At 67.4% G+C, this 25,243-nt stretch carries 18 protein-coding genes and 1 pseudogene; 9 read left to right on the top strand and 10 right to left on the bottom strand.

The features are described from left to right. Window positions 1-10 precede the first annotated feature (10 nt). From KSS95_RS23545 to KSS95_RS24950, 5 genes and pseudogenes are all read left to right on the top strand, one after another. On the top strand, window positions 11-2,158 hold the full coding sequence (locus KSS95_RS23545) for a DUF1631 domain-containing protein (RefSeq protein ID WP_217850156.1): 2,148 nt from the start codon (window positions 11-13) through the stop codon (window positions 2,156-2,158). A gap of 100 nt (window positions 2,159-2,258) precedes the next feature. Further along, on the top strand, window positions 2,259-2,825 hold the full coding sequence (ampD, locus tag KSS95_RS23540; protein ID WP_217850154.1) for a 1,6-anhydro-N-acetylmuramyl-L-alanine amidase AmpD: 567 nt from the start codon (window positions 2,259-2,261) through the stop codon (window positions 2,823-2,825). Beyond that, entirely contained in the window at window positions 2,822-3,652 is an 831-nt protein-coding gene (gene ampE / locus KSS95_RS23535) for a regulatory signaling modulator protein AmpE (RefSeq protein ID WP_217850153.1), read from the top strand. The genes ampD and ampE overlap by 4 nt, the downstream gene beginning before the upstream one ends. 276 nt (window positions 3,653-3,928) lie before the next feature. Then, window positions 3,929-5,050 (top strand): annotated as a pseudogene (locus KSS95_RS24955) (HAMP domain-containing protein); the annotation flags it as partial. 144 nt (window positions 5,051-5,194) lie between these two features. Continuing rightward, window positions 5,195-5,908: a methyl-accepting chemotaxis protein gene (locus KSS95_RS24950; protein WP_437179628.1), complete on the top strand. Its 714-nt coding sequence runs from the start codon at window positions 5,195-5,197 to the stop codon at window positions 5,906-5,908. 149 nt (window positions 5,909-6,057) lie between these two features. Here the strand turns inward: KSS95_RS24950 and KSS95_RS23525 are convergent, their stop codons facing one another. Both KSS95_RS23525 and cra read right to left on the bottom strand, forming a co-directional pair. Then, window positions 6,058-6,834 (bottom strand): TatD family hydrolase, encoded by a 777-nt coding sequence (locus tag KSS95_RS23525; protein ID WP_217850144.1) that lies wholly within the window; start codon window positions 6,832-6,834, stop codon window positions 6,058-6,060. A gap of 2 nt (window positions 6,835-6,836) precedes the next feature. Then, on the bottom strand, window positions 6,837-7,832 hold the full coding sequence (cra, locus tag KSS95_RS23520) for a catabolite repressor/activator (protein WP_217850142.1): 996 nt from the start codon (window positions 7,830-7,832) through the stop codon (window positions 6,837-6,839). A gap of 297 nt (window positions 7,833-8,129) precedes the next feature. Here cra and ptsP point away from each other — a divergent pair, with 297 nt between their 5' ends. Genes ptsP through KSS95_RS23505 form a run of 3 tightly spaced genes read left to right on the top strand, consistent with a single transcriptional unit; the run spans window position 8,130 to window position 13,649 of the window. Continuing rightward, entirely contained in the window at window positions 8,130-10,979 is a 2,850-nt protein-coding gene (gene ptsP / locus KSS95_RS23515; RefSeq protein WP_217850140.1) for a phosphoenolpyruvate--protein phosphotransferase, read from the top strand. Between the two features lies 1 nt (window position 10,980). Then, a complete protein-coding gene (gene pfkB, locus KSS95_RS23510) occupies window positions 10,981-11,928 on the top strand; it encodes a 1-phosphofructokinase (RefSeq protein ID WP_217850138.1) in 948 nt (315 codons plus the stop codon). Continuing rightward, the gene (locus tag KSS95_RS23505) at window positions 11,928-13,649 is read left to right on the top strand and encodes a PTS fructose-like transporter subunit IIB (RefSeq protein WP_217850136.1); all 1,722 of its coding nucleotides are present in this window, start codon (window positions 11,928-11,930) and stop codon (window positions 13,647-13,649) included. Before pfkB ends, KSS95_RS23505 begins: the two co-directional genes overlap by 1 nt. A 237-nt stretch (window positions 13,650-13,886) precedes the next feature. Here KSS95_RS23505 and KSS95_RS23500 read toward each other — a convergent pair whose 3' ends face one another. Further along, window positions 13,887-14,108: a DUF3820 family protein gene (locus tag KSS95_RS23500; RefSeq protein WP_050703784.1), complete on the bottom strand. Its 222-nt coding sequence runs from the start codon at window positions 14,106-14,108 to the stop codon at window positions 13,887-13,889. Between the two features lie 203 nt (window positions 14,109-14,311). Here KSS95_RS23500 and KSS95_RS23495 point away from each other — a divergent pair, with 203 nt between their 5' ends. Further along, window positions 14,312-14,788 (top strand): ferritin-like domain-containing protein, encoded by a 477-nt coding sequence (locus KSS95_RS23495; RefSeq protein WP_217850134.1) that lies wholly within the window; start codon window positions 14,312-14,314, stop codon window positions 14,786-14,788. Window positions 14,789-14,902: 114 nt separating this feature from the next. Here the strand turns inward: KSS95_RS23495 and KSS95_RS23490 are convergent, their stop codons facing one another. The 7 genes from KSS95_RS23490 to KSS95_RS23460 form a co-directional block, all read right to left on the bottom strand. Continuing rightward, window positions 14,903-16,399, bottom strand: coding sequence for a GGDEF domain-containing protein (locus KSS95_RS23490; protein ID WP_217854070.1), 1,497 nt, complete (start codon window positions 16,397-16,399; stop codon window positions 14,903-14,905). Window positions 16,400-16,722: 323 nt separating this feature from the next. Continuing rightward, the gene (locus KSS95_RS23485) at window positions 16,723-18,033 is read right to left on the bottom strand and encodes an OprD family porin (protein WP_217850132.1); all 1,311 of its coding nucleotides are present in this window, start codon (window positions 18,031-18,033) and stop codon (window positions 16,723-16,725) included. A 203-nt stretch (window positions 18,034-18,236) separates the two neighbouring features. After that, window positions 18,237-18,461, bottom strand: a complete 225-nt coding sequence (locus KSS95_RS23480; RefSeq protein WP_217850130.1) for a hypothetical protein — start codon at window positions 18,459-18,461, stop codon at window positions 18,237-18,239. Between the two features lie 130 nt (window positions 18,462-18,591). Then, window positions 18,592-20,007, bottom strand: a complete 1,416-nt coding sequence (locus tag KSS95_RS23475) for a heavy metal sensor histidine kinase (protein WP_217850129.1) — start codon at window positions 20,005-20,007, stop codon at window positions 18,592-18,594. Window positions 20,008-20,130: 123 nt separating this feature from the next. After that, entirely contained in the window at window positions 20,131-20,802 is a 672-nt protein-coding gene (locus KSS95_RS23470; RefSeq protein WP_217850127.1) for a heavy metal response regulator transcription factor, read from the bottom strand. Between the two features lie 9 nt (window positions 20,803-20,811). Beyond that, window positions 20,812-23,904: a multidrug efflux RND transporter permease subunit gene (locus KSS95_RS23465; RefSeq protein ID WP_217850125.1), complete on the bottom strand. Its 3,093-nt coding sequence runs from the start codon at window positions 23,902-23,904 to the stop codon at window positions 20,812-20,814. Then, the gene (locus tag KSS95_RS23460) at window positions 23,901-25,064 is read right to left on the bottom strand and encodes an efflux RND transporter periplasmic adaptor subunit (protein WP_217850123.1); all 1,164 of its coding nucleotides are present in this window, start codon (window positions 25,062-25,064) and stop codon (window positions 23,901-23,903) included. Before KSS95_RS23460 ends, KSS95_RS23465 begins: the two co-directional genes overlap by 4 nt. Between the last annotated feature and the right edge of the window lie 179 nt (window positions 25,065-25,243).

Raw genomic sequence — 25,243 nt, 5'->3', positions numbered from 1 at the left:
GGAGTACGGGATGCAGAAAGAAGGCAAGGTGGTGCCCCTGGCGACCACCCTCGACCGGGGTGCCCGCGCGCCCTCGCCGTGCCTTCCCGTGTTGCTCCTGCAGGTGCGTGACAAGGCCGCCCTGCAACTGCGCCAGGGCTTGCAGGCATTGTTCGACAACGCCGACGACACCCTGTTCGAAATGGCCGACAAGGCCAGCGATCGCCTCGACCAGAACCTGTACTTCGAAGCCATGCGTGACCTGCGCCTGAAGCGCAAGAGCATCGAACGCGGCTTTCTCGATACCTTCTACGAAGCCTTTGCCCGTATCGGCCAGTGCGATGCCCTGGCCTCGATGGTCAACGCCCAGCTGGCGCTGCACAGCCCGATGCTGGAGCGTTCGCTGGCGGTGCAGGCGATGGTCGAGCGGGTGCAGTCGCGCGAGGGCTTTGTGCTCGAACAGTTGAACCTGCGTTTCGAAACCCTGCTGGAACTGGACATCGAGGTTGCGCGCAACCCGCTGGGCCCGGGCAGCCTGTGCGGTTTCTTCCTCCAGGCCGGGCGCGACCTGGGGGTGGGGACGAACGTCAAGCTGGTGTTGCTCAAGTTGTTCGAGCGTTATGTCCTGCGCGACCTCGACCTGCTCTATGGCGAGGCCAACCAGCTGCTGGCCAGTGCCGGCGTGCTGCCGGAACTGCTGCCGGCGCCGCGGCGCCGCGCCGAGGACCGCCGGCACATTGCCCGGCGTGCGCCGAGCAACCCCGCCTTGCACGAACCGGGCGCCGATAGCGCCGGGCAGGCCTTCTTCAGCGCGTTGCAGGCGCTGCTGGCGCCCAGCCGCGGTCGTGTGGCGCCGCGCCTGCAAACGCTCAGCGCGGCGCAGCCGATCAGTACTGACGACCTGCTGCGCCTGCTGACCCACTTGCAGCACTATGTGCCGGCACCCGGTGAGCCGGACGACTTCAAGCTCGGCCAACAGCTCGAGCAACTGCTGCTGCGGGTCAGCGTGCGCAGCGGCACGCGCCGGCGCATCGCCACCGCCGACGAGGACATGATCAACCTGGTCGAGCTGTTGTTCGCCTTCATCCAGGCGGATGACAACCTGCCGGCGAGCCTGCGCGGGCTGATCGGCCGCCTGCATATTCCCCTGCTGAAAGTGGCCTTGATCGACAAGGGGCTGCTGAGCCGGGCCAGTCACCCGGCACGGCGCCTGCTCAACGAAATCGCCGCTGCGGCGATTGGCTGGGAAGTCGAGGGTGACGGGCTGCGCGACGGCTTGCACCTGCGGGTCGAGCGGATCGTCCAGCGCCTGCTCAATGATTTTTCCGAAGACTGCGAGCTGTTCAGCGAGCTGCTCGAGGAGTTCCTGCTGTTCAGTCAGGACGAACGCCGGCGCAACGAACTGCTCGAACAACGGACCCGCGACGCCGAGGAAGGCCGTGCCCGCACCTTGCTGGCCCGCCAGCGGGTGCAGCAGGCGCTCAACCTGCGCCTGCGCGGCCAGGTGCTGCCACAGGTGGTGGTGCAGATGCTGGTGCAGGCCTGGAGCCAGGTGCTGCTGTTGGCCTGGCTCAAGCAGGGCGAAGACTCCCAGGCCTGGGCCGAGGGCCTGGCGACCATGGACGGGTTGCTCGCCAGCATTGCCCCCAGCGCAGACCCGGCCCGCCTGCTGGAGCAAGTGCCGGGGTTGCTCAAGGCCTTGCGTGAGGGGCTGGCGGGCGTGGCGCTGGACTCGGCGGCGACCCGTGAATTCTTTTTGCTGCTGGAGCAGCTGCACCTGCGGGCCTGCGGCGGCGAGCCTGACTTCGACGAGGCGCTGGTCGAGGCGCGCGTGGAGCACGACATCGTGCTGGCCATCGCCGATGAAGCGACCCACGCCCCCTGCGCGCCGCTCGATGACCAGGAACCGGCTCTTCGCCAAGTCGAACGCCTGCGCCTGGGCACCTGGGTCGAAGTGATGGACGATGACGAGCCGCTGCGCTGCAAGCTGGTGGCACGCATCGACAGCCATGACCGCTTTGTGTTCGCCAACCGGACTGGCCTGAAAGTGCGCGAATGGAACCGCAACGGCCTGGCGGTGGCCTTGCGCCGCGGCGAGCTGCGCTTGCTCGACGATGGCTTGTTGTTCGAACGGGCCCTGGAGGCGGTTCTGGAGCAGCTGCGCGTGCAGCAAGCCTAGGGCCAGGGGCGCGCATTTTTTGCACAATCATTTACATGCACGGGCGGTACAGGCGCGGCATACTGACAGCCTGCCCGTGGCGTCATTCAGGATCTGCTCCATGCAATTGGACCGTGCGACCGGCTGGTTTTCTGGCGTCAGCCACTGCCCCTCGCCGAACTGCAACGCCCGCCCCGACGGCGAGGCCATATCGCTGCTGGTGATCCACAACATCAGCCTGCCACCTGCCTGCTTCGGTACCGGCAAGGTCCAGCAGTTCTTCCAGAACCGCCTCGACCCTGACGAGCATCCCTATTTTGCAACCATCAACCAGCTCACCGTCTCGGCGCACCTGTTCGTCGAGCGCGATGGCGCGGTGACCCAGTTCGTCTCCCTGCTCGAGCGTGCCTGGCATGCCGGGGTGTCGCGCTTTGGCGAGCGTGAGGGCTGCAACGACTTTTCCATCGGCATCGAACTGGAAGGCACCGACGAGCTGCCCTATACCGATGCCCAGTACACCGCCCTGGCCCAGTTGACCCAGCAGATCCGCAGCGCCTGGCCGGTGATCGACCTTGGGCGAATCTGTGGCCACAGCGACATCGCCCCGCAGCGCAAGACCGACCCTGGCCCGGCTTTCGACTGGCCGCGCTACCGCGCTGAGCTGCAACGCAATGAGGACAAGGCATGAGTTTTCTGGTGTTGGTGCTGGCGCTGTGGGTGGAGAAATTCTCAGCCCTGCGCCAACAGGTGCAACGCGATGGTTTCTTCCTGGGCGAGCTGGTGCGCCTGGAACGCAGTGGCAAGGTCCATCCGTGGTGGACCCTGGCGATCCTGATCCTGGCGCCGGTGGCGTTGCTGGTGTTGCTGCTGCATGTGCTGGAGCCTGTGGCCTATGGCCTGCTGGCGCTGCCGGTGCACCTGCTGGTGCTGATCTACAGCCTGGGGCGTGGCGATGTGAAGGCGGCCTTGGGCCCGTTTCGCGATGCCTGGCGCCGGGGCGACGAGCAGGCCGCGCTGCATGTGGCCGAGCGCGACCTGGGCCTGGCCGCGGACGATGCCCCGGGGCTGATCAAGCGGGTCCAGGGGCACCTGCTGTGGCAGGCCTACCAAAGTTTCTTCGCGGTGATCTTCTGGTATTTCCTATTGGGCCCGGGGGCGGCGCTGGCCTATCGGCTGCTGGCCCTGACCACCGAGCATAGCCGCCAACCGGCGCTGCGGACCCTGGCTGGGCAGATGCGCCATGCCCTGGACTGGCTGCCGGTGCGGGTGATGACGGTAAGCTTCGCCCTGGTCGGCAACTTTGTCGCGGTGACCCGGGTGATGTTGCACGAACTGCTCGACTGGCATGTCAGTGCCGGGCACCTGGTGGCCAAGGTCGGCCGGGTGGCGGACGACATTCCCGAAGAGGAAGACCGCCAGCGCGGCCTGGAGCGGCTGGACAGCCTGTGGGAGCTGCTGCTGCGTTGCGCGGTGCTGTGGTACGCCTGCTTTGCCTTGTGGACCGTGCTGATCTGACCCCTATGGAGAACGCTGCAGGAGCCAGCCTTGCTGGCGAACACCGACACAGTCGGTGCCACCCCCTGTGGAGAGCGCTGTAGGAGCCAGCCTTGCTGGCGAACACCGACGCAGTCGGTGCCATCCAGCGCGCGCTTAACCTTAAGTTACAAACCTTGCGTTCATTCTGCGCTATACAAGGCACGGGCCCGAAGATGGCCTAGTGCTACCCCGCAGAACAACAAGAATTCAAGGAGGTGACCTGTGAAGCGTCTGCTCTATCCGGCCATCGCACTGATGAACCGGCTGAGCTTCGGCATGAAGTTCAGCCTGATCAGCGTCCTGTTCTTCCTGCCCATGCTGGTCACCAGCTTCTACCTGGTGCGCGATGCCTATCATCAGCTCCAGGCCACCCGCGGCGAGCTGCAAGGCCTGGCGCCATTGGCCCAGAGCCTGGCCCTGCGTGGCGACCTGGAAACCCTGGGCAACCTGTTGCAGATCAACGCCGTGCTCGGCCAGTCGGGCCAGGCCGGCGATCTCGAAGCCCGCATCGGCGCCTTGCAGGACAAGGTCCAGGCCCAGCTCGACGGCCTGGGCAGCAGCGACCCGGTGCTCGAAGCCAAGCGCAGCGAACTGGCCGTTGCCTTCAGCACTGCCCGCGGCGAGACCTCGCTGCAGAACAAGGCGGCACTGTTCGACAAGCTGCTGGCCCAGGCCCAGGTACTGGGCAAGCTGGTCGCCAGCCAGTCGGGGCTGAGCCAGGACAGCCAGGCCTCGGTGCGCCAGCTCAGCGAACTGGTCGGCAGCGCCACGGCGCTAGTCACCCAGGCGCTGGGCGAAGGTCGGGCGATGGGCGCGGTGGCCCTGGGCCGCGGCTTCATGGACTCCTCCGGCAGCGCCCGTTTCGAAGACCTGCTGCAACGCCTGGAACGGCTGTCCGCCGACTACGCCCTGCGCCTGGACGACGCCCTGGCCGGCGATGGCCAGGCCACGGCGGCGCTGGGTGTCAGCGCCCAGGCCAGCCAGGCCACGGTCAAGCAGGGCGCGACGCTGTTCGAGGACCAGGTGGTGGTGGCCGAGACCCTGGATGCGCCCTGGGCCGGGTTCTACCAGCAGACCAGCGAGCTGATGGCCCAGACCTACCGGCTCAACGAGGCGGTGCTGGCCCACCTGCACGGCCAACTGGAGGATCGCCTCGCCCAGCACCGCCTGCGCACCGTGGCGCTGGTGGTGGCCCTGGCCACGGTGTTCCTGCTGATCATCTACCTGTACAGCGGCTTCTACGTGTCCACCCGGCAGACCCTCGGCAGCCTCGGCAGCGCCATGGACAAAGTGGCCGCCGGCGACATGACCGTCAGCTTCCAGGCCAGCAGCCGCGACGAGTTGGGCGAACTGGGCCGGGGGTTCAATGAAACCGTGCGGCGCATTCGCGGCCTGATCGAGCAGGTCGGCAAGACCGTGACCACGGTCGAGGACCAGGCCGGCCAGGTGCTGTCGGTGTCCAGCCGCAGCAACCAGGCGGTCAGCGGCCAGCGCGAACAGATCGAACAGGTGGCCACGGCGATGAACCAGATGAGCGCCACCGCCCAGGAGGTGGCCCGCAGTGCCGCGCTGGCTGCCGAAGGCGCGCAGCGGGTCAACCACGAAAGCGCCTCGGGTCGCGACCTGGTGCAAAGCCAGCAGGGCAGCATCGCCCGCCTGGCCGGCGAGATCGACCAGAGCGTGGCCGCGGTGAACCAGCTGGCCGGTGACAGCCAGGCCATCGGCCGGGTACTGGAGGTGATCCGCAGCATTGCCGAGCAGACCAACCTGCTGGCGCTCAACGCCGCCATCGAGGCGGCGCGGGCCGGTGAGCAGGGCCGTGGTTTCGCCGTGGTCGCCGACGAGGTGCGCACCCTGGCCAAGCGGACCCAGGACTCCACCGAGGAGATCGCGCAGATGATCCAGCGCCTGCGCGAAGGCGTGGGCGCGGCGGTGCGGGTGATGGGCAGCAGCCACCAGATGGCCGCCGGCACCGTCGACGAGGCGCGCCAGGTGCAGCAGGCGCTGGGCAATATCCTCGGCGCGGTGGGCGGCATCGTCGAACAGAACCAGCAGATCGCCGCCGCGGTGGAGCAGCAGACCGCCGTGGCCCATGACATCGACCAGAACATCGTGGCGATCAACCGCGCCGCCCAGGACACCACCGAAGGCGCCTGCCAGACCGAAGAGGCCAGCCGGGCGCTGTCGGCGCAGGTGGTCGAGCTCAAGCGGTTGATCGGCGCGTTCAGGGTGTGATCAAGGAAAACTGGTCCCTGTAGGAGCGGCCTTGCGTCGCGAATGGGCCGCAACGCGGCCCCTGCGATCTTTGCGTCAACACCGAAATTGGGGCTGCTACGCAGCCCTTTCGCGACACAAGGCCGCGCCTACACGGGATGCGTGTCGGGCTACCAGCCAAACACCTCGCAGGCGTTGCGACTGCTGGCCTCGGCCAGCAGCCCTGGTTCGATCCCCATGACTTCGGCCAGTGCCCCGGCAATCTCGGGTAGATGCTCCGGGCTGTTGCGCTGGCCGGGGTACATGGCCGGGGCCATGTCCGGCGCGTCGGTCTCCAGCACCACGCTGTCCAGCGGCAGGCGTGGCAAGGTCTTGCGCAAGCGCAGCGCCTGCGGCCAGGTGGCGGCGCCGCCCAGGCCCAGGCGAAAGCCCAGCTTGATGTACTCCCGGGCCTCTTCGTAGCTGCCGGCGAAGGCATGGATGATCCCCGCCCGCGCCGGCCTGTAGCGCTTGAGCGTGGCGATCACCTGGGCGTGGCTGCGGCGTACGTGCAGCAGTACCGGCAGCTCGAAGTCGCAGGCCATTTGCAACTGGGCCTCGAACAGCGCCTGCTGGCGCTGCGGGTCCAGCTCGGCCAGGTAGTAGTCCAGGCCGAACTCGCCCACCGCGCACAGCCGCGGATCGCCGCGCAGGCGCTCCAGCCACTGGCGCAACAGGCCCAGGTGCTCGGGACGGTGCTGTTCCAGGTAGACCGGGTGCAGGCCCAATGCCGCGCGGATGCGCTCATCGGCGCAGGCCAGGTCCCAGACCCGCTGGAAGTTGCCCTCGAACACCCCCAGCACCACCATGCGCTCCACCCCGCGCGCCGTCGCGTTGGCCAGCAGGCGCGGGCGGTCGGCGTCGAAGTCGGGGAAGTCCAGGTGCGTGTGGGTGTCGATCAGGCGCATGCTCAGGCCTTGCCGATGCGTTGCTTGAAGGTACGGCCGATGGCGTGCACGCCGGGCTCGTAGCGTTTGTCCTCGATCGCGGCCAGGGCCAGCTCCAGTGCGGTGGCGGCGATCAGGCCGTGCTGCTGGGCCATGGCGTTGACCGGCAGCGGCAGGAAGTCGAGCAACTGGTTGTCGCCAAAGGTGCCCAGTTGCAGCTGGCGCGAACCTTCCGGGCGGCTTTGCAGGGTGTCGAACACGCCTTGCAGCAGCACGTAGGAGGTGGTCACCAAGGCATCCGGCAGGCCGCCCAGTTCATCGATCAATTGCGTCATCAGTTGCTGGCCGCATGCACGGCTGAACGCCTCGCCCTGGTAGCGGCGGACTTCGCCGTCGAACTGGCGCAGCGCCTCGTCGAAACCGCCGGCGCGGGCCTGGCTCACCGACAGTTCCGGGCGCGCGCCGATCAGCGCGATGCTGCGCGGCTGGGTCTTGAGCAGGCTCTGCGCCAGTTGCCGGCTGGCGTCGCGGTCGTCGCTGATCACCGAGCAGAAATGCGTCGGGTCCAGGCCCCGGTCGATGGCGATCACCGGCAGGCCCTTGGCCTGCAAGGCGCGGTAGCTGTCGTCCTGCGGCGGCAGGCAACTGGCGACGAACAGCGCGTCGCAGCGCCGGGCGCGGAACAGTTGCTGCAGTTGGCGTTCGCTGTCGGGCTGGTCGTCGCTGCTGGCGATCAGCAGCTGGTAGCCACGGGCGCGGGCGCCCTGTTCCAGCTGTTTGGCAATGCGGGCGTAGCTGGGGTTCTCCAGATCCGGGAGAATGAAGCCCAGTGTCCGCGTGTGGCGGCTGCGCAGGCCGGCGGCCTGGGGGTTGGGCGTGAAGCCGTGTGCCTCGACCACCGCGCGCACGCGCTCGACGGTGCTGCTGCTGATGCGCTGCTGTTCGGCCTTGCCATTGATGACGTAGCTGGCGGTGGTCACGGACACACCGGCCAGACGGGCGATATCGCTGAGTTTCACCGAATTTTCCTTGTTATTTCCGGGGCTGGCTGCGTGGCTTGACCGGGTAGTTTCACCCATTGGCGAGCCCGCGCGCAGACGACCATTGTCGCAATTGTCCGACAGGATGGGGCTTTTTCGTCGGCAGATTATCGAGTAACGTGGCCGCTTGGTCAGATTAAACGTTTCAGCTTGGTGAAATTTCCTGCCTTGCAAGTCTGAAATCGCCACTGGCGTTGAACGTTGTCACGACATCTGCCAGCCCATTTCACAACAATACCTCGGCGCCCGACGTGGGCGTCGCAAAAGGAGAGGGTCATGCTCGAGCTTGCCGTGGAGCAGATTGCCATGGGCCAGCGCGCCGCCGACAAAGGCGCGGCATTGGCGTTGTTGGCCGACCGACTGGTCGCCGATGGCCTGGTGGCCGAGGGTTACCTGGCCGGGCTGCAAGCCCGCGAGGCGCAAGGCTCGACCTTCCTTGGCCAGGGCATCGCCATCCCCCACGGCACGCCGCAGACCCGCGACCTGGTGTTCGCCACCGGGGTGCGCCTGCTGCAATTCCCCGAGGGGGTGGATTGGGGCGACGGCCAGACCGTCTACCTGGCCATTGGTATCGCCGCGCGTTCCGATGAACACCTGCGCCTTTTGCAACTGCTCACCCGCGCCTTGGGCGAAACCGACCTGGTCGAGGCGCTGCGCCGGGCCAGTAGCGCCGAGGCGCTGCTCAAGCTGCTGCAAGGCGCGCCGCAGGCCTTGGCGCTGGATGCGCAACTGGTCGGCCTGAACCTGGCCGCCGAGGACTTCGACGAACTGGCCTGGCGCGGTGCCCGCCTGCTGCAACGCGCCGGCTGTGTCGACAGCGGTTTCGCCGCGGTGCTGCAACAGGCCGAGCCACTGCCCCTGGGCGAAGGCCTGTGGTGGTTGCACAGCGAGCGTCAGGTACGCCAGCCCGGCCTGGCCTTCCTCACCCCGCAGCAGCCGCTGCGCTACCGCGGGCAACCGCTCAATGGCCTGTTCTGCCTGGCCAGCCTCGGCGCGGCCCACGAGGCCTTGCTCGAGCGCCTGTGCGAAGTGCTGATCGAAGGCCGCGGGCAGATGCTCTACCAAGCCACCAGCAGCCGCGCCGTGCTCGAAGTGCTGGGTGGCGAAGTGCTGGCCGACTGGCCGAGCGCCCGGGTAGTGCTGGCCAACCCCCACGGCCTGCATGCCCGCCCGGCCAAGGTGCTGGCGCAACTGGCCAAGGGGTTTGCCGGCGAAATCCGCCTGCGCCTGCTCGACAGCGCCCAGCCGGCGGTGTCGGTGAAGAGCCTGAGCAAGCTGCTCAGCCTCGGCGCGCGCCGTGGCCAGGCGCTGGAGCTGATCGCCGAGCCGGCCATCGCCGCCGAGGCGCTGCCGGTGTTGCTGGCCGCCATCGAGCAGGGCCTGGGCGAGGCGGTCGAACCGTTGCCGCAGGCCCAACAGCCCCAGCTGTCGCCGGTCGAAACCCTGCAAGCACCGTTGCCGGGCAGCACGCTGCAAGGCGTTGCGGCAGCGCCGGGCATCGCCAGCGGCCCGGCCCATGTCTGCGTCGAACGCGAGATCGACTACCCGCTGCGGGGCGAGTCCCCAGCCCAGGAACGGGCGAAACTGCGCCAGGCCATCGACAGGGTGCACGCCGACCTGCACACCCTGGTGCAGCGCAGCACCGCGGCCATTGGCGAGATCTTCGTCACCCATCAGGAAATGCTCGCCGACCCGGCGCTGGGCGATGAGGTCGAACTGCGCCTGGCCCAGGGCGAAAGCGCCGCTGCCGCCTGGATGGCGGTGATCGAGGCCGCCGCCCGCCAGCAGGAGGCGCTGCATGACGCGCTGCTGGCCGAGCGCGCCGCCGACCTGCGCGACATTGGCCGCCGGGTGCTGGCGCAACTGTGCGGCGTGCGCGACGCCGCCGAACCCGAACAACCCTACGTGCTGGTGATGCGCGAGGTCGGCCCGTCCGATGTGGCGCGCCTGGACCCGGCACGGGTCGCCGGCATCGTCACCGCCCAAGGCGGCGCCACGGCGCACAGCGCCATCGTCGCCCGGGCGCTCGGCATCCCGGCGGTGGTCGGGGCTGGGGCGGCGGTGCTGTTGCTGGAGAATGGCACGCCATTGCTGCTCGACGGCCAGCGCGGGCACGTCTCGGTCGCACCGCCCGAGGCTCATCTGCAACGGGCCCTGGCAGAGCGCGATGCCCGCGAGCGGCGCTTGCAGATCGCCTGGGCCAACCGCCATGAGCCGGCAGTGACCCGCGACGGCCACGCCATCGAGGTGTTCGCCAACATTGGCCAGAGCAGCGGCATCGACAAGGTGGTGGAGCAGGGCGCCGAGGGCATCGGCCTGCTGCGCACCGAACTGATCTTCATGGCCCACCCGCAACTGCCCGACGTGGCCACCCAGGAGGCCGAGTACCGCCGCGTGCTCGACGGCCTGGGCGGGCGCCCGCTGGTGGTACGCACCCTCGACGTGGGCGGCGACAAGCCCTTGCCCTATTGGCCGATCGCCGCCGAGGAGAACCCTTTCCTGGGCGTGCGCGGCGTGCGCCTGACCTTGCAGCGCCCGCAGGTGATGGAAGACCAGCTGCGCGCCTTGCTGCGCGCCGCCGATGAGCGGCCGCTGCGCATCATGTTCCCCATGGTCGGGCAGATGCAGGAGTGGCGCGCGGCCAAGGCCATGGTCGAGCGCCTGCGCGAGCAGACGCCGGTCGCCGACCTGCAGCTGGGCATCATGGTCGAGGTGCCGTCCGCCGCGCTGCTGGCGCCGCAACTGGCCCGCGAGGTGGACTTCTTCAGCATCGGCACCAACGACCTGACCCAGTACACCCTGGCCATCGACCGTGGCCACCCGAGCCTGTCGGCCCAGGCCGACGGCCTGCACCCGGCGGTGCTCGCGCTGATCGACATGACCGTGCGCGCCGCCCATGCCCAGGGCAAGTGGGTGGGCGTGTGCGGCGAACTGGCGGCCGACCCGCAGGCGGTCGCCGTGCTGCTGGGGCTGGAGGTGGACGAACTGAGCGTCGCCGCCCGCAGCGTCGCCGAAGTCAAGGCCCTGGTGCGCCAGGCCGACCTTTCGACGGCCCGCGCCCTGGCGCGCGAGGCCCTGCAACAAGACAGCGCCGAGGCAGTCCGGGCGTTGCTGGAGCGTTACTGAAATGGCCAAGATCCTCACCCTTACCCTCAACCCGGCGCTGGATATCACCATTCGCCTCGATCGCCTGCGCCCCGGCGCGGTCAACCGCAGCCAGGCCCAGCACAGCCATGCCGCCGGCAAGGGGCTGAACGTGGCCCAGGTGCTGGCCGACCTCGGCCATCAGGTGACGGTCGGCGGCTTCCTCGGCCAGGACAACCTGGCGCCGTTCGAGGCGCTGATTGCCTGGCGTGGGTTCGCCGACTGCTTCGTGCGGGTGCCAGGGGAAACCCGCAGCAACATCAAGCTGGTCGAGGCCGATGGCCAGGTCACCGATATCAACGGGCCTGGGCCGCAGGTCGACGAGGCCGCCCGCAGCGCCTTGCTGCAACGTCTGGCCCAGCTGGCCCCGGGGCATGACGCCGTGGTGGTGGCCGGCAGCCTGCCGCGGGGCATCAGCCCCCAGTGGCTGCGCGAGCTGCTGCTGATGCTCAAGTCGCACGGGTTGAAGGTGGCCCTGGACAGCAGCGGCGAAGCCTTGCGCGCCGGCCTCGAGGCCGCACCCTGGCTGGTCAAGCCCAACACCGAGGAACTGGGCGAGGTGCTCGGGCTGCCGGTGCCTGACCCGCTCGGCCAGCGTGCCGCCGCGCAGCGCTTGCTGGCCAGCGGTATCGAACATGTGGTGGTGTCCCAGGGCGAGCAGGGCGTGACCTGGTTCGCCGCCGGCCTGGCACTGCATGCGCAACCGTCGAAAGTGCGCATCGCCAGCACCGTCGGCGCCGGTGATTCGCTGGTCGCCGGCATGGTCCACGGCCTGCTCCAGGCCGAGGCGCCCGCCGCCACCTTGCGTCGCGCCACCGCCATCGCCGCCCAGGCGGTCACCCAGGTCGGTTTCGGCATCCATGATCGCGAGCAACTGGCCCGCCTGGAAGCTGCCGTGCACCTGGCAGAACAACAAGAAGAGGGCTGCTGATGAACATCGCCATTGTCACCGCCTGCCCCAACGGTCAGGTGTCCAGCGTGCTCAGCGCGCGCCTGCTGGCCGCCGCGGCCCAGCGTCGCGGCTGGAAGACCTGCGTCGAGGTGCAGGATGCCGAGCACCCCGAGCGTCGCCTGACTGCGGCGCAGATCGCAGAGGCCGACTGGGTGCTGGTGGTCAGCACCGGGTCTGTGGAGCTGGCGCGCTTCGCGGGCAAGCGCCTGTACCAGAGCACGCCGGCCCAGGCGCTCGCGGACCGCGAGGGGTTTCTTGACCAGGCCGCCGCCGGGGCGCGGGTACACGAGGCGGCGCCGGCCCCGCAGGGCAGCGCGCCGAAAATCGTCGCGGTGACCGCCTGCCCGACCGGCGTGGCCCACACCTTCATGGCCGCCGAAGCGCTGCAACAGGCCGCCCAGGCCCTGGGTTACCAGCTCAGCGTGGAAACCCAGGGCTCGGTCGGCGCGCGCAACCCGCTGCCGGCCGAGGCCATCGCCGAGGCCGACGTGGTGCTGCTGGCCGCCGATATCGAAGTGCCCGCCGCGCGTTTCGCCGGCAAGCGCATCTACCGCTGCGGCACCGGCATCGCCCTCAAGCAGGCCCGCGCCACGCTGGACAAGGCGCTGGCCGAGGGCAAGGTGGAAAGTGCCGATAGCGTGCCCAGCGCAGGGCAAAAGGCCGAGAAAACCGGCGTGTACAAGCACCTGCTGACCGGGGTGTCGTTCATGCTGCCGATGGTGGTGGCGGGTGGCTTGCTGATCGCGCTGTCATTTGTGTTTGGCATCGAGGCGTACAAGCAGCCCGGCACCTTGCCCGCTGCACTGATGCAGATTGGCGGCGAAGCGGCCTTCAAGCTGATGGTGCCGTTGCTGGCCGGCTACATCGCCTGGTCCATCGCCGACCGCCCTGGCCTGGCGCCGGGGATGATCGGCGGCCTGTTGGCCAGCACCCTGGGTGCAGGATTCATCGGTGGCATCGTCGCCGGCTTTCTCGCTGGCTACTGCGCCAAGGCCATTGCCCGCTGGGTGCGCTTGCCGAGCAGCCTCGAGGCGCTCAAGCCGATCCTGATCATTCCGTTGCTGGCCAGCCTGTTCACCGGCCTGGTGATGATCTACGTGGTCGGCCAGCCGGTGGCGGCCATGCTCGCAGGGCTCACCCAGTTTCTCGACAGCATGGGCACCGCCAATGCGGTGCTGCTTGGGCTGCTGCTGGGCGGCATGATGTGCGTGGACCTTGGCGGGCCGATCAACAAGGCTGCCTATGCGTTCTCGGTGGGCCTGCTGGCATCGTCCAGCTACGCGCCGATGGCCGCGACCATGGCGGCCGGCATGGTGCCGCCGATTGGCCTGGGCCTGGCCACCTTCATGGCCCGGCGCAAGTTCGCCCAGAGCGAGCGCGAGGCCGGCAAGGCGGCGCTGGCGCTGGGGCTGTGCTTCATTTCCGAAGGGGCAATCCCGTTCGCCGCCAAGGACCCGCTGCGGGTGATCCCGGCGAGCATCGCCGGCGGTGCCTTGACCGGGGCGCTGTCGATGTACTTCGGCTGCAAGCTGATGGCGCCCCATGGCGGCCTGTTCGTGCTGCTGATCCCCAACGCGATCAATCATGCCCTGCTGTACCTGCTGGCGATCGTGGCCGGCAGCCTGCTGACGGCGGTGGTGTATGCCGTGATCAAGAAGAACGAACAGGTGGAGATGGTAGTGGCGCCGGCCAAGGGCTAGCCAGGCACTGTGCAATCGCTGTAGAGGATCGCCCAGTCCTTCGGGCTACGCTGTTGCGCAGAGAACTATCCCCCTGTGGGAGCGGCCTTGCGTCGCGAAAGGGTCGCGCAGCGGCCCCAGGTTCTGAGCCACCATCGAAATTGCCGGGGCTGCTACGCAGCCCTTTCGCGACGCAAGGCCGCTCCCACAGGGACTCGCTAAAGCAATGAGTTACGGTTTGTTCCATGAGCGCGGCCGTCACCCCCGGGGCTTGCCCCGCAACGGTTTCAGCAGATCGCCCAGCCCGTTGTGGTCGATCTCGTGCATCAAGGCCAGCAACCCGCCCAGCTCCCCGGGCGGGAAGCCCTTGCGCGCGAACCAGGCCAGGTAATCGCCCGGCAGGTCGGCGATGATCCGCCCCTGGTACTTGCCGAAGGGCATGGTGCGGGTGACCAGCAGTTGCAGGGATTCGGGTTTCATCGGGCAGCGGCCTGTGGCGGGTTGAGCGCGGACCATACTGCAAACTGCACGACGACCCAAGCGGCGATCATGCAGAACGCCGATTCATGGTATGTCTTGTTGTTTTGTATCTAATTGATTTAAAACAATATTTTTTAATTTCCTGGCTTGGCATGAAGCCTGCTCCAGTAAAGGTGACTATCACCTGCCAAGGAGTTGTTGCCATGAGCAATCCCAACAAAGACACGATCGACGTACTCAACGACCTGATCGAGTACAGCAAGGATGGTGAGAAGGGCTTCAAGGCGTCTGCGGACGACGTGAAGAACCCTGAGCTGAAGGCATTCTTCGTGCAACGCGCCGGCGAGTGCGCCAGTGCCGCGGCCGAGTTGCAGAGCGAGGTGCGGCGCCTGGGCGGCGACCCGGAAACCAGCACCAGCATCAGCGGCGACCTGCACCGGGGCTGGGTCAACCTCAAGTCGATGGTCACCGGCAAGGACGAGGAGGCTGTGCTCAATGAAGTGGAGCGCGGCGAGGACCATGCGTTGAAGGCGTACAAGGACGGGCGCGAGAAGCTGGTCAAGCTGGGGCGTACGGCCAATGACGCGTCCTACGCGCTGGTGGAGAAGCAGTTGCAAGGCGTGCAACGCAATCATGACCAGGTGAAGGCGCTGCGTAACGCGGCCCGCGCGCGGTCGTAAGCGGGATCGTTGGGGGCGCTTTGCGCCCCTTTCGCGACACAAGGCCGCTCCAACAGGGGAACGCAATTTCCTGTAGGAGTGGCCTTGTGTCGCCAAAGGGCTGCGCAGCAGCCCCTAGGCCCTCGGCCCCTCAACCCGATTGCGACCATTGGCCTTGGCCCGGTACAGCGCCTCGTCGGCATCCCCCAGCAAACCCGCCAGGTCCTGTGCGCCACCCGGCGCATGCAGGCCAATCCCCACGCTCACCGTCACCGCGCGTTCATCGTCGCCGAACGGCGGCATCGCCTCGACACTGGCGCGAATGCGTTCGGCCAGTAGCAGCGCGCCGGCCAGTTCGGTCTCTGGCAGCACCACCTGGAACTCCTCGCCGCCATAGCGTGCCGCCAGGTCCGCCGGTCGGCGGATGCACCGCTGCAGGGTGGTGGCCACCTCGCGCAGCACATGGTCGCCGCCGGCGTGGCCATGGCGCTGGTTGAACGCCTTGAAGTGATCCACATCCACCATCAGCACCGCCAGTGGTTTGCGGTTGCGCTGGGCGCGGGCCCATTCCTGGCGCAGCACCTGGTCGAGGCGGCGGCGGTTGGCCAGGCCCGTGAGGCTGTCGGTGGCGGCCAGGGTCGCCAGGCCCTGCTCGGCGTCTTGGCGCCGGCGCAATTCGCGGCCCAGCAGCAAGGTCAGCCAGAGGATGCCGATGCACAGCACGCCAGTGGCCACGCTGACCACGATTGCGGTGCGTCGCCACGACTGGAACACCTCGTCGGCCGAGTGCGCCACCAGCACGATCAGCGGCAGGTCGGCGACCCGGGCGAAGGTGTAGAGGCGCTGGCCTTCATAGGCCGTCGAGCGGGCGGTGAAGCTGCCACTGCGCTCGCCGAGGATGCGCTTGAAGTTGGGACGCTCGCGCAAGCTGCTACCGATCAGCGGATCCTGCGGGCGGGTTGGCTGGCGCGCCAGCAGCTGGCCATCGGTGTTGAGCAGGTTGACGCTGCTGTCCACGCCGATGTCCAGGCGTTGGAACAGCGCGTTGAAGTAGGACAGGCGCAAGGCCCCGGCCGCCAGGCCCTGGAACTCGCCATTGGGCCCGGAGATGCGCCGGCTGAAGCTGATGCACCAGTCCAGGTCGCCCAGCCGTGCCTTGAATGGCGGGCTGATCAGCAGGCCCAGGCGCGGCTGATCGCGGTGGGACTGGAAGGGCACGGTGTCAGCGAAATTGGCCTGGCGCGGCAGCGCGCTGGTGGAGTCGCCAAGCACGTCGCCCTTGGCATCGAGCCAGAGGATGTCGCCGCGCACCGGGGCGGAGAAGGCCTGGTTGAAGAGAATCTGCTGGCGCAGCCTGGGCGGCACCTTGAGCAGCTCAGGGTGCTGCACGGCCCAGATCAGGCCCTTGAGCGACTGGTCGTAGAGTTCGACGTTGCGCAGGATGTCGCTTTCGATCAGTTGCACGATGTTGCTCGACGAGCGCATGGCCGATTGTTCGACGCTGTCGCGCTCACGGACCAGCAGGTAGCTGACGATGGCCACGATGGCGAGCACGGCGAGGCAGCTGCCCAGGTTGAGGACCAGCTCGGGGTGCGACTTGTACAGGGCGGATCGTGGTGATCGGGTGGGCAACGTCATGCTCGCAACTGCATAAGCCCCGGGATCCTTGGGGAATGGGCCGAAAAGCGGCGGCGATATTCTAGGCAAGCGGGGATTGTCGGACAAGATCAAAGGCGATTTGGCCGACGGAAATGATGCAGGAGGGCCGGGCCCAGGCAACGAGCGGCTGACTTTGCAGGAGCGGCCTTGTGTTGCGAAAGAGCTGTGCTAAGCGACCCCGGCGATTGCACCAGGTGTTCGCCGCACGTTTTGCAGTGCCGGGTAGATTGAGCGCCGCGCGGGCGGCGCTCGGTCTCGCAGGCGCTGAAATTCAAACGCCGAACGGATCTACCGCGTTAGAACACGTTCAGCGGGTAATCCACGATCACCCGGAACTCGTCGTTGTCCTGCTCGCTCGCATACGCCGCGTTGGCCCGGTGCGTGGCATAGCGCAGCAGCACCGACAGGTCCTTGAGCTGGCCTTCCTGGAACACGTACTTCAGGTCGAAGTCACGTTCCCAGTGCCGGGCATTCTTGCCGTCCGCGTTGTAGAAGTCATAGAACTCGGTGTCCTGGCTGGCCTTGGTCAGGTCGGCCTTGCCGCGCGAGTACGACAGCGAGGTGCTCAGGCCCGGCACGCCGAGGCCGGCGAAGTCGTAGTCGTACTGCAGCTTCCACGAGCGCTCGTTTGGCGCGTTGAAGTCCGAATACATGCGCGAGTTGTCGAGGAAGATGCTGTCACCCAGGTTGATGTAGTCGAACGGCGTGTTGCCGTTGACCCGCTGGTAGGCGGCGGTGACGCTGTGGTAGCCGGCGGCCACGGTGAAGTGCACGCTCCAGGTGTTGTTGTCGATGCTGCCCAGCTTCGACTGGCCGGTGTCCTGGGTGTGATAGAAGTGCACGCCTGGGTTCAGGCTGACCAGGTCGTTGACCACGTAGGTGTAGTCGAAGTCGGCGTAGTACTGGTTCCAGATGTCCTTGAGCTCGGCGGCATAGACATTGGCGGTGATGTGCTCGGTGCCGCTCCACGACGCGCCGGCCCAGCTCAGGTTCTGGCTGTCCTGCTCGGGCGTCTGGTTGCTGTAGTAGGTGTTGATGCGGCGGTGGCCGCTCTGGTTGTACGGCTTGGTGAAGCTGACCTTGCCGCCTTCGAGCATCAGCCCGTCGATGCTGTTGTTGGTCACCGCGACGCCGCGGAAGGTCTGCGGCAGCATGCGGCTCTCGCCACCGGCGATCACTGGGTTGGTGAGGAACAGGTCACCGGCCTTGAACTCGGTGTCGAAGCCCTTGAGCTTGATCGCGCCGCCGGCGGTGGAGAAGGCATGGCGGGCCTTGTCGCCCGGTTCGCTCGGCAGGATCGAGGTACCGGCATGGCCGGAGCCACCGTCCAGTTTCAAACCGATCATGGCGTGGGCATCGAGGCCGAAGCCGATGGTGCCTGGCGTGTAGCCGGACTCGAAGCGCGCCACGGCGCCCTGGCCCCACTCGCGCTTGTCCTCTACCTTGCGGTTCTTTTCGTTGCGGTTGAAGTAGGCATTGCGAAAATGCAGGTTGAGCGAGGACCCTTCGATGAAACCCTCGGCTTGCGCTTCTTCGGCCTGGGCGGCGACGGGAATCGTTGCGGCCAACGCAACGAACAACGGGGTGAAACGAAACGCGGAAAGCACCGGTACAAACTCCTTTGGTCAAGCGGTTGGGCAGATTTTATTGTCGTGTCTGCCAATCTCTTATTAGAGACGCAACATCCCTGCTGATATTTTCGACACATAAAAAAAGCCGCTGATTAGCAGCGGCTTTGAAAGGCTAACATATCGTCACAGGCGGTGCCCATGGTGTAGCCAAGGGAAAACTTCGAATCGAAAATGGCCGATCAGCTATCGATATCGCTGTCGGCGGAAACTTTGGACGCTGTCTGCTGCGAGTCTTTCACCGCGTCGGCTGGTTTGGCGGCATAGGCGTCGCGGGCCTGTTGATGGACAGCGGCAAGTTCGCTGTTACGGGCGACGAAGGCCGGCGATTCTTCGGCCATGGCCAGGGGCGACAACAACAGGGACGACAGGACGAAGACGCTGGCAATACCCATACTGTTGGACATTTGATGCAACCTTCTTGCAGAGCAAGTGCGAGTGATGACAGGGCTAAAGTTAGCCCTGTAAACACCCTGGAAACAGAGGCCGTTTGGATAAGCACTGTTGCATAAAAGGTAATGATCACGGGTGAAAGTATCAGATTTTTACCGCAAACCCGCGTAGTTGAGCGTTCGGCAGGCTGATGCCGAAGGTATTGGCGCCCGCTTCGCTGCGCACGAACACACTGCCGCCGTGCATCAAGGCGATGGCCTTGACGATCGCCAGGCCCAGGCCGTGGTTGCCGCCCCCACTGTTGGCCCGGGCGGCATCCACCCGGTAGAAGCGCTCGAACAGCAGCGCCAGGTGCTCGTCGGCGATCGCCGGGCCAGGGTTGCTGACGGCGATGTTGACCTGCTGTTCATCGGCCTCGATGCGCACCTCGATCACCTGGTGCGGCGCGGTGTGCTGCACGGCATTGTTCAGCAGGTTGATCAGCGCCCGGCGCAACTGGGCCTTCTCGATATGTGCCTGGGCGTCGCCGCTGACACTGACGCTGACCTGGGCGTCCTCGAGGATGAAGTCGAGGTAGTCCAGGGTGGTGGCCACTTCCTCGGCCAGCGATGCCTGGGTCAGCGCGGTGGCCTTGCTGCCCTGGTCGGCGCTGGCCAGGAACAGCATGTCGTTGATGATGCTGCGCAGGCGCTCGAGCTCCTCGAGGTTCGATTGCAGCACCTCGAAGTAGTGCTCGGCGCTGCGCCCGCGGGTGAGGGCGACCTGGGTCTGGCCGATCAGGTTGGTCAGCGGCGAGCGCAGTTCGTGGGCGACATCGGCGTTGAACGCTTCCAGTTGCGTGTAGGCCTGGCTGACCCGGTCGAGGGCGGCGTTGAAGGCGCTGGCGAACTGCGCCAGTTCCGGCGGCAGGTCGTGGCTTTGCAGGCGCCCGTCCAGGCGCGGCGGGGCCAGGGTCTGGGCTTCGTCCGAGAGGGCCTGCAAGGGCTTGAGGCCGATGCGCGCGACCCAGTAGCTGAGCAGCGAGGCCAGCAACACGCCCAGCGCGGCCAGGCCGACGATGGCCACCAGCAGGCTGTGCTGGGCCTGCCAGAAGGTCTCGGTGTCGATGCCGATCAGAAAGCGCAGCGGTGGGCGCCCGCCCAGGGCCGGCAGTTCGCTGACCAGTACCTTGTAGGGGTAGGGGCTGTCGGCCAGGCGCAGGTCGCGCATGCCTGGCGCGCCCTCGGCGAAGGCGCGCAGCTGTTGGCTGGGCTGGCCGTACTCGAAGGCCGGGTCGCTGCTCACCACCCAGAAGCGGATGCGCCGGTCTTCTTCGCTGAGCAGGTTGAGCTTGTTGTTGATCTTGGCCCAGTGTTCGGCGGTGCCGTAGCGGTTGAGGGTGGACTCGAGCACGCTGAAGCGCGCGTCCAGTTCGGCTTCGGGCAGCAGGTCGAGGCTGCGGTCGACCTGGCGGTACAAGGCGCTGCCGATCAGCACGAACACGGCCAGGGCCACCAGGGTGAACAGCGCCGAGAGGCGCAGGGCGATGGAGTTGCCGGGTTTGCTTCGGAAAAGGGTCATGGGCTGTCGCTCCCTGGGGCTGCCTTGCAGCCCTTTCGCGACGCAAGGCCGCTCCTGCAGGGGGACGCGATCCGCTGTAGGAGCGGCCTTGTGTCGCGAAAGGGGCGCGCAGCGCCCCCCAGGCTACCCACGGTTTTCCAGGACATAACCCATGCCTCGAATGGTATGCAGCAACTTGTTGTCGAACGGCCCGTCGAGCTTGGCGCGCAAGCGCTTGATCGCCACTTCGACGACATTCGCGTCGCTGTCGAAATTGATGTCCCAGACCAGCTCGGCGATGGCGGTCTTGGACAGGATCTCGCCCTGCCGACGGGCCAGTACGCTGAGCAGCGAGAATTCCTTGGCGGTCAGCTCCAGGCGTTGTCCGGCGCGGCTGGCCTTGCGCGCCATCAGGTCGATCCACAGGTCGGCGACCTGGATCTGCAACGGTTCGTGGACCGCGCTGCGGCGGGTCAGGGCCTGCAACCGGGCCACCAGTTCAAGGAACGAGAACGGCTTGCCCAGGTAGTCGTCGGCACCTTCGCGCAGGCCGTGGATGCGGTCCTCGACCCGCTCGCGGGCGGTGAGCATGATCACCGGCGTCTGCTTGCGCGCCCGCAGCGCGCGCAGCACGCCATAGCCGTCCAGGCCGGGGAGCATGACGTCGAGCACGATCACCGCGTAGTCACCTTCCAGGGCCAGGTGCAGGCCGTCGATGCCGTCGCGCGCCAGGTCGACGGTAAAGCCCTGTTCGCTGAGGCCGCGATGCAGGTAGTCGGCGGTTTTCTCTTCGTCTTCGATGATCAGTACACGCATGGTCTTGTCTCAACTGGCGGTCGGCGCGGGGGCAACGGTGGCCCGGCGGCGGTGGAACAGGCGCTCCAGGGCCAAGTATATGACCGGGGTGGTGAACAGCGTCAGCGCCTGGCTCACCAGCAAGCCGCCGACCACGGCGATGCCCAGCGGCTGGCGCAGCTCGGCGCCGGCGCCAACGCCTAACATCAGTGGCACCGCGCCGAGCAACGCGGCCAGGGTGGTCATGATGATCGGGCGAAAACGCACCAGGCACGCCTGGTGGATCGCCTGCTCGGGCGTCAGGCCCTGGTTGCGCTGGGCCTCCAGGGCGAAGTCGATCAGCAGGATGCCGTTCTTCTTGACGATGCCGATCAAAAGCACCACGCCGATCAGCCCCATGATGGTGAAGTCCTGGCCCATGGCCCAGAGCAGTATCAGGGCACCGAGCCCCGCCGACGGCAGCGTGGAAATGATCGTCAGCGGATGCACCAGGCTCTCGTAGAGCACGCCGAGGATGATGTACACCGCCACCAGCGCGGCGAGGATCAGGTACGGCTGGCTCGACAGCGAACTCTGGAAAGCCTGGGCCGCGCCCTGGAAATTGCCGGTGATGGCGTCGGGCATGCCCAGCTCGCGCTGGGTGCGTTCGAGGATCTGCACCGCCTCGCCCAGGGCCACGCCCGGTGCCAGGTTGAACGACAGGTTGGCGGCCGGGAACAGGCCGTCGTGGCTGATCGACAGTGGCCCGGTACTGGGCGGCGCGACATGGGCCAGGGCCGACAGCGGCACCATCTCGCCGGACAGCGGCGAGCGCAGGTAGAAGTAGTTGAGGCTCTCGGCCTTGCCGCGCTGGCGGGCGTCCAGCTCGAGGATCACCTTGTACTGGTTGGTCTCGGTCTGGAACTCGCTGATCTGCCGCTGGCCGAAGGCGTCGTACAGCGCCTGGTCGACATCGCTGGTGGTCAGGCCGAAACGCGCCGCGGCCTGGCGGTCGATGTCGATGCGGGTGACGCTGGCGCCCAGCTGCAGGTCGTTGGACAGGTCGCGCAACGCCGGGTTGTCCCGCAGGCGTTCGGTCAGGCGCTGGGTCCACAGGTTCAGGGCCACCCCATCGTTGCTCTTGAGCACGTACTGGTACTGGGTGCGCGACGGCCCGGAACTGAGGTTGATGTCCTGGCCGGCCCGCAGGTACAGGACGATGCCAGGCACCTGGGCCAGCTTCGCGCGCATGCGGTCGATCCATTCGCTGGCCGAGACGTCGCGCTCGCCGCGGGGCTTGAGGGCGATCCAGAAGCGGCCGTTGGCGATGGTCTGGTTGCTGCCGGTGACCCCGACCGAGTGGGAGAAGGCGCGTACCGCCGGGTCGGCCTCGATGATCCTGGCCAGGGCCTGGTGTTTTTCGATCATCGCCGGATACGACACGTCCGCCGCCGCCTCGCTGGTGCCGAGGATGAAGCCGGTGTCCTGCAGCGGGAAGAAGCCCTTGGGGATGGCCACGTAGCCGGCCACCGCCAGCGCCAGGGTGACGCCGAACACCGCCAGGGTGGTGCGCTGGTGGGCCAGCGCCTGGTCCAGGCCTTTTGCGTACCCGCGCAGCAGGCGCTGGCCGAGGCCGCCGTGCTGCTCGGCGGGTGGGCGGCGCATGCACAGCGCGGCGAGGGTCGGCGCCAGGGTCAGCGATACCAGCACCGAAATCAGGATGGTCGCCGTGGCGGTGAGGGCGAACTCCTTGAACAACCGGCCAACCACCCCGCCCATGAACAGCAGCGGAATGAACGCGGCAATCAGCGAGAAACTGATCGAGACCACGGTGAAGCCGATCTCGCCGGCGCCCTTGAGCGCGGCGCTGCGGCTGTCGTCGCCGGCCTCCAGGTGGCGGTGGATGTTCTCCACCACGACGATGGCATCGTCGACCACGAAACCGACGGCGATGACGATGGCCACCAGGGTGAGGTTGTTGAGGCTGAAGCCAAACAGGTACATCAATGCGCAACTGGCGATCAGCGACACGCCGAGCACGCTGGAGACGATGAAGGTCGCCGACCACTGGCGCAGGAACAGCGCCATCACCCCGATCACCAGGGCCACGGCGATCATCAGGGTCAGTTCCACTTCGTGCAGCGAGGCGCGGATGGTCTGGGTGCGGTCCTGCAGCGCCGACACCTCGACCGCGGCCGGCAGCATCTGCTGCAAGCGCGGCAGGGCGTCCATCACCCGGTCCACGGTGTCGACGATGTTGGCCCCGGGCTGGCGGAAGATCACCAGGTTAAGGCCCGGTTGCTGGCCCGACCAGGCCTTGACGTAGGCGTTCTCGGCGCCTTGGATCACCTTGGCGACGTCAGACAGGTGCACCGGCGCGCCATCGCGGTAGCTGACGATCAGCCGCGCGTAGTCCTCGGGGTGGAACAGCTGGTCGTTGGCGGCCAGGGTCGACACGCTGTGCTCGCCGTACAGCGCGCCCTTGGCCAGGTTGAGGCTGGTCTGCTGGATGGCCTGGCGGATATCGGCCAGGGTCAGGCCGATGGCGGCGAGTTTCTCGGGCTGGGCCTGCACGCGGATCGCCGGGCGCAGCTGGCCGGTGATGTTGATCAGGCCGACCCCGTCGATCTGGCTGAGCTGGCGCGCCAGCAGGGTCTCGGCGTAGTCGCTGAGCTCATTGCCGGGCATCTGCGTGGAGCTGACGGTGAGGATCAGCACTGGGCTGTCGGCCGGGTTGACCTTGCGCCAGGTCGGCGGGCTGGGCATGTCCTGGGGCAGGCGCGCGGTGGCGGTGTTGATCGCCGCCTGGACTTCCTGGGCGGCGGTGTCGATGTTCTTGTCGAGGGTGAACTGCAGGATCAGGTTGGTCGAGCCCAGGGCGCTGCTGCTGGTCATCTGGGTCATGCCGGGGATGGCGCTGAACTGCACCTCCAACGGGGTGGCGACCGAGGAGGCCATGGTCTCGGGGCTGGCGCCGGGCAATTGGGCGGTGACCTGGATGGTCGGGAAGTCCGCCTCGGGCAGGGGCGCCACTGGCAGCCGGGGGAAGGCGATGGCGCCGAGCAGCACCAGGGCGAAGGTCAGCAGCAAAGTGGCGATGGGGTGGTCGATGCACCAGGCCGAGACGCCGTTGCGGGTGTTCATGGCTGGCTCCTGCGGTCGGCCATCGCCGCCGGGGCGGGGGCCTCGGGCGTGACCTCGACGGTGCTGCCGGGCTTGAGCCGCGACTGACCGTCCAGCACCAGGCGATCGCCAGCCTTGACCCCGGCGATGATGTTCAGCGTGCTGTCCTGGTACACCACCTTGACCGGCACGGCGCTGACCTTGTCGCCGTCCAGGCGGTAGACGAAGTGGCCGTCGATGCTGCGCTGCACCACGGGTGGCGGCACCACCAGGGCGCCCTCGTCCACCGCCGTGCGCAGGCGCACGGTGACCAGCTGGCCGGGCCACAGGCGGCCGTCGGTGTTGTCGAACTCGGCCTTGACCCGCACCGTGCCGGTGCTGGCCGAGACCTGGTTGTCGATCAGCATCAGGTGGCCCTTGGCGAGCAGGTTGCGTTCGCCGTCGGCGTCCATGTACGCCTCGACCTCGGCGGGGATCGACGCTTTCAGCAGGCTCTGCAGGACGGGGAGTTGCTGCTGGGGCAGGGCGAACTCCACGGCGATGGGGTCGATCTGGGTGACGCTGAACAGGCTTTGCGTGTCGCTGCTGCGCACCAGGTTGCCGGGGTCGATGTTGCGAATGCCGACGCGCCCGGTCACCGGCGAGCGGATCTGCGTGTAGCTGAGCTGCACCGCGGCGTTGTCGATGGCGGCCTGGTTGCCCTTGAGGGTCGCCTGCAACTGGTTGACCAGGGCCTGCTGCTGGTCGAGGGTCTGCTTGGACACGCCGTCGTCCGTGCTCAGCAGCTGGTAGCGCCTGAGGTTGACGTTGGCCACCTGCAGCTGCGCCTGGGTCTGCCCCAGCTGGGCGCGGGCCTGGTCGAGGTTGGCGCGGATCGCCCGGTCGTCGAGGCTGGCCAGCAGGTCGCCGGCCTTGACCCACTGGCCCTCCTTGACCAACACCTGGGTCAGCACGCCCTCCACCTGTGGCCGTACCTCGACGCTGTGCAGCGACAGCACCGAGCCGATGGCACTGAGGTAGCGCGGCACATCCTGCTCGACCACGGCCACCACCCGCACCGGCACCGCGCTGGCGGCGCGGCTGGGCGGGGGGCTGGGGCGCTGGCCGAGCCACAGGCCGGCGGCGGTCAGCATCAGCAGGGCCAGCGCGGCAACAACGAGGGGGCGGGACGGACGTCGCATCGGGGCGGGCACCTTGGCCGGAGGGCTGGGAACGGGTCTGGGGTAGCCAGGGTTATAGCGCGCCGATCGGGTCGCCAGCGTGACGCCTGGCTGTCACGGCTGTCAGTTTCGAGCGGTTGATGGCCAAGTGCCAATACCCTGCCGTGGATCAATATTGCCCCGGCGTTTGCCCCTAGAGT

The sequence above is a fragment of the Pseudomonas muyukensis genome (genome assembly GCF_019139535.1).
Lineage (GTDB): Bacteria > Pseudomonadota > Gammaproteobacteria > Pseudomonadales > Pseudomonadaceae > Aquipseudomonas > Aquipseudomonas muyukensis.
This window is presented reverse-complemented; position numbering and strand designations above follow the sequence as displayed.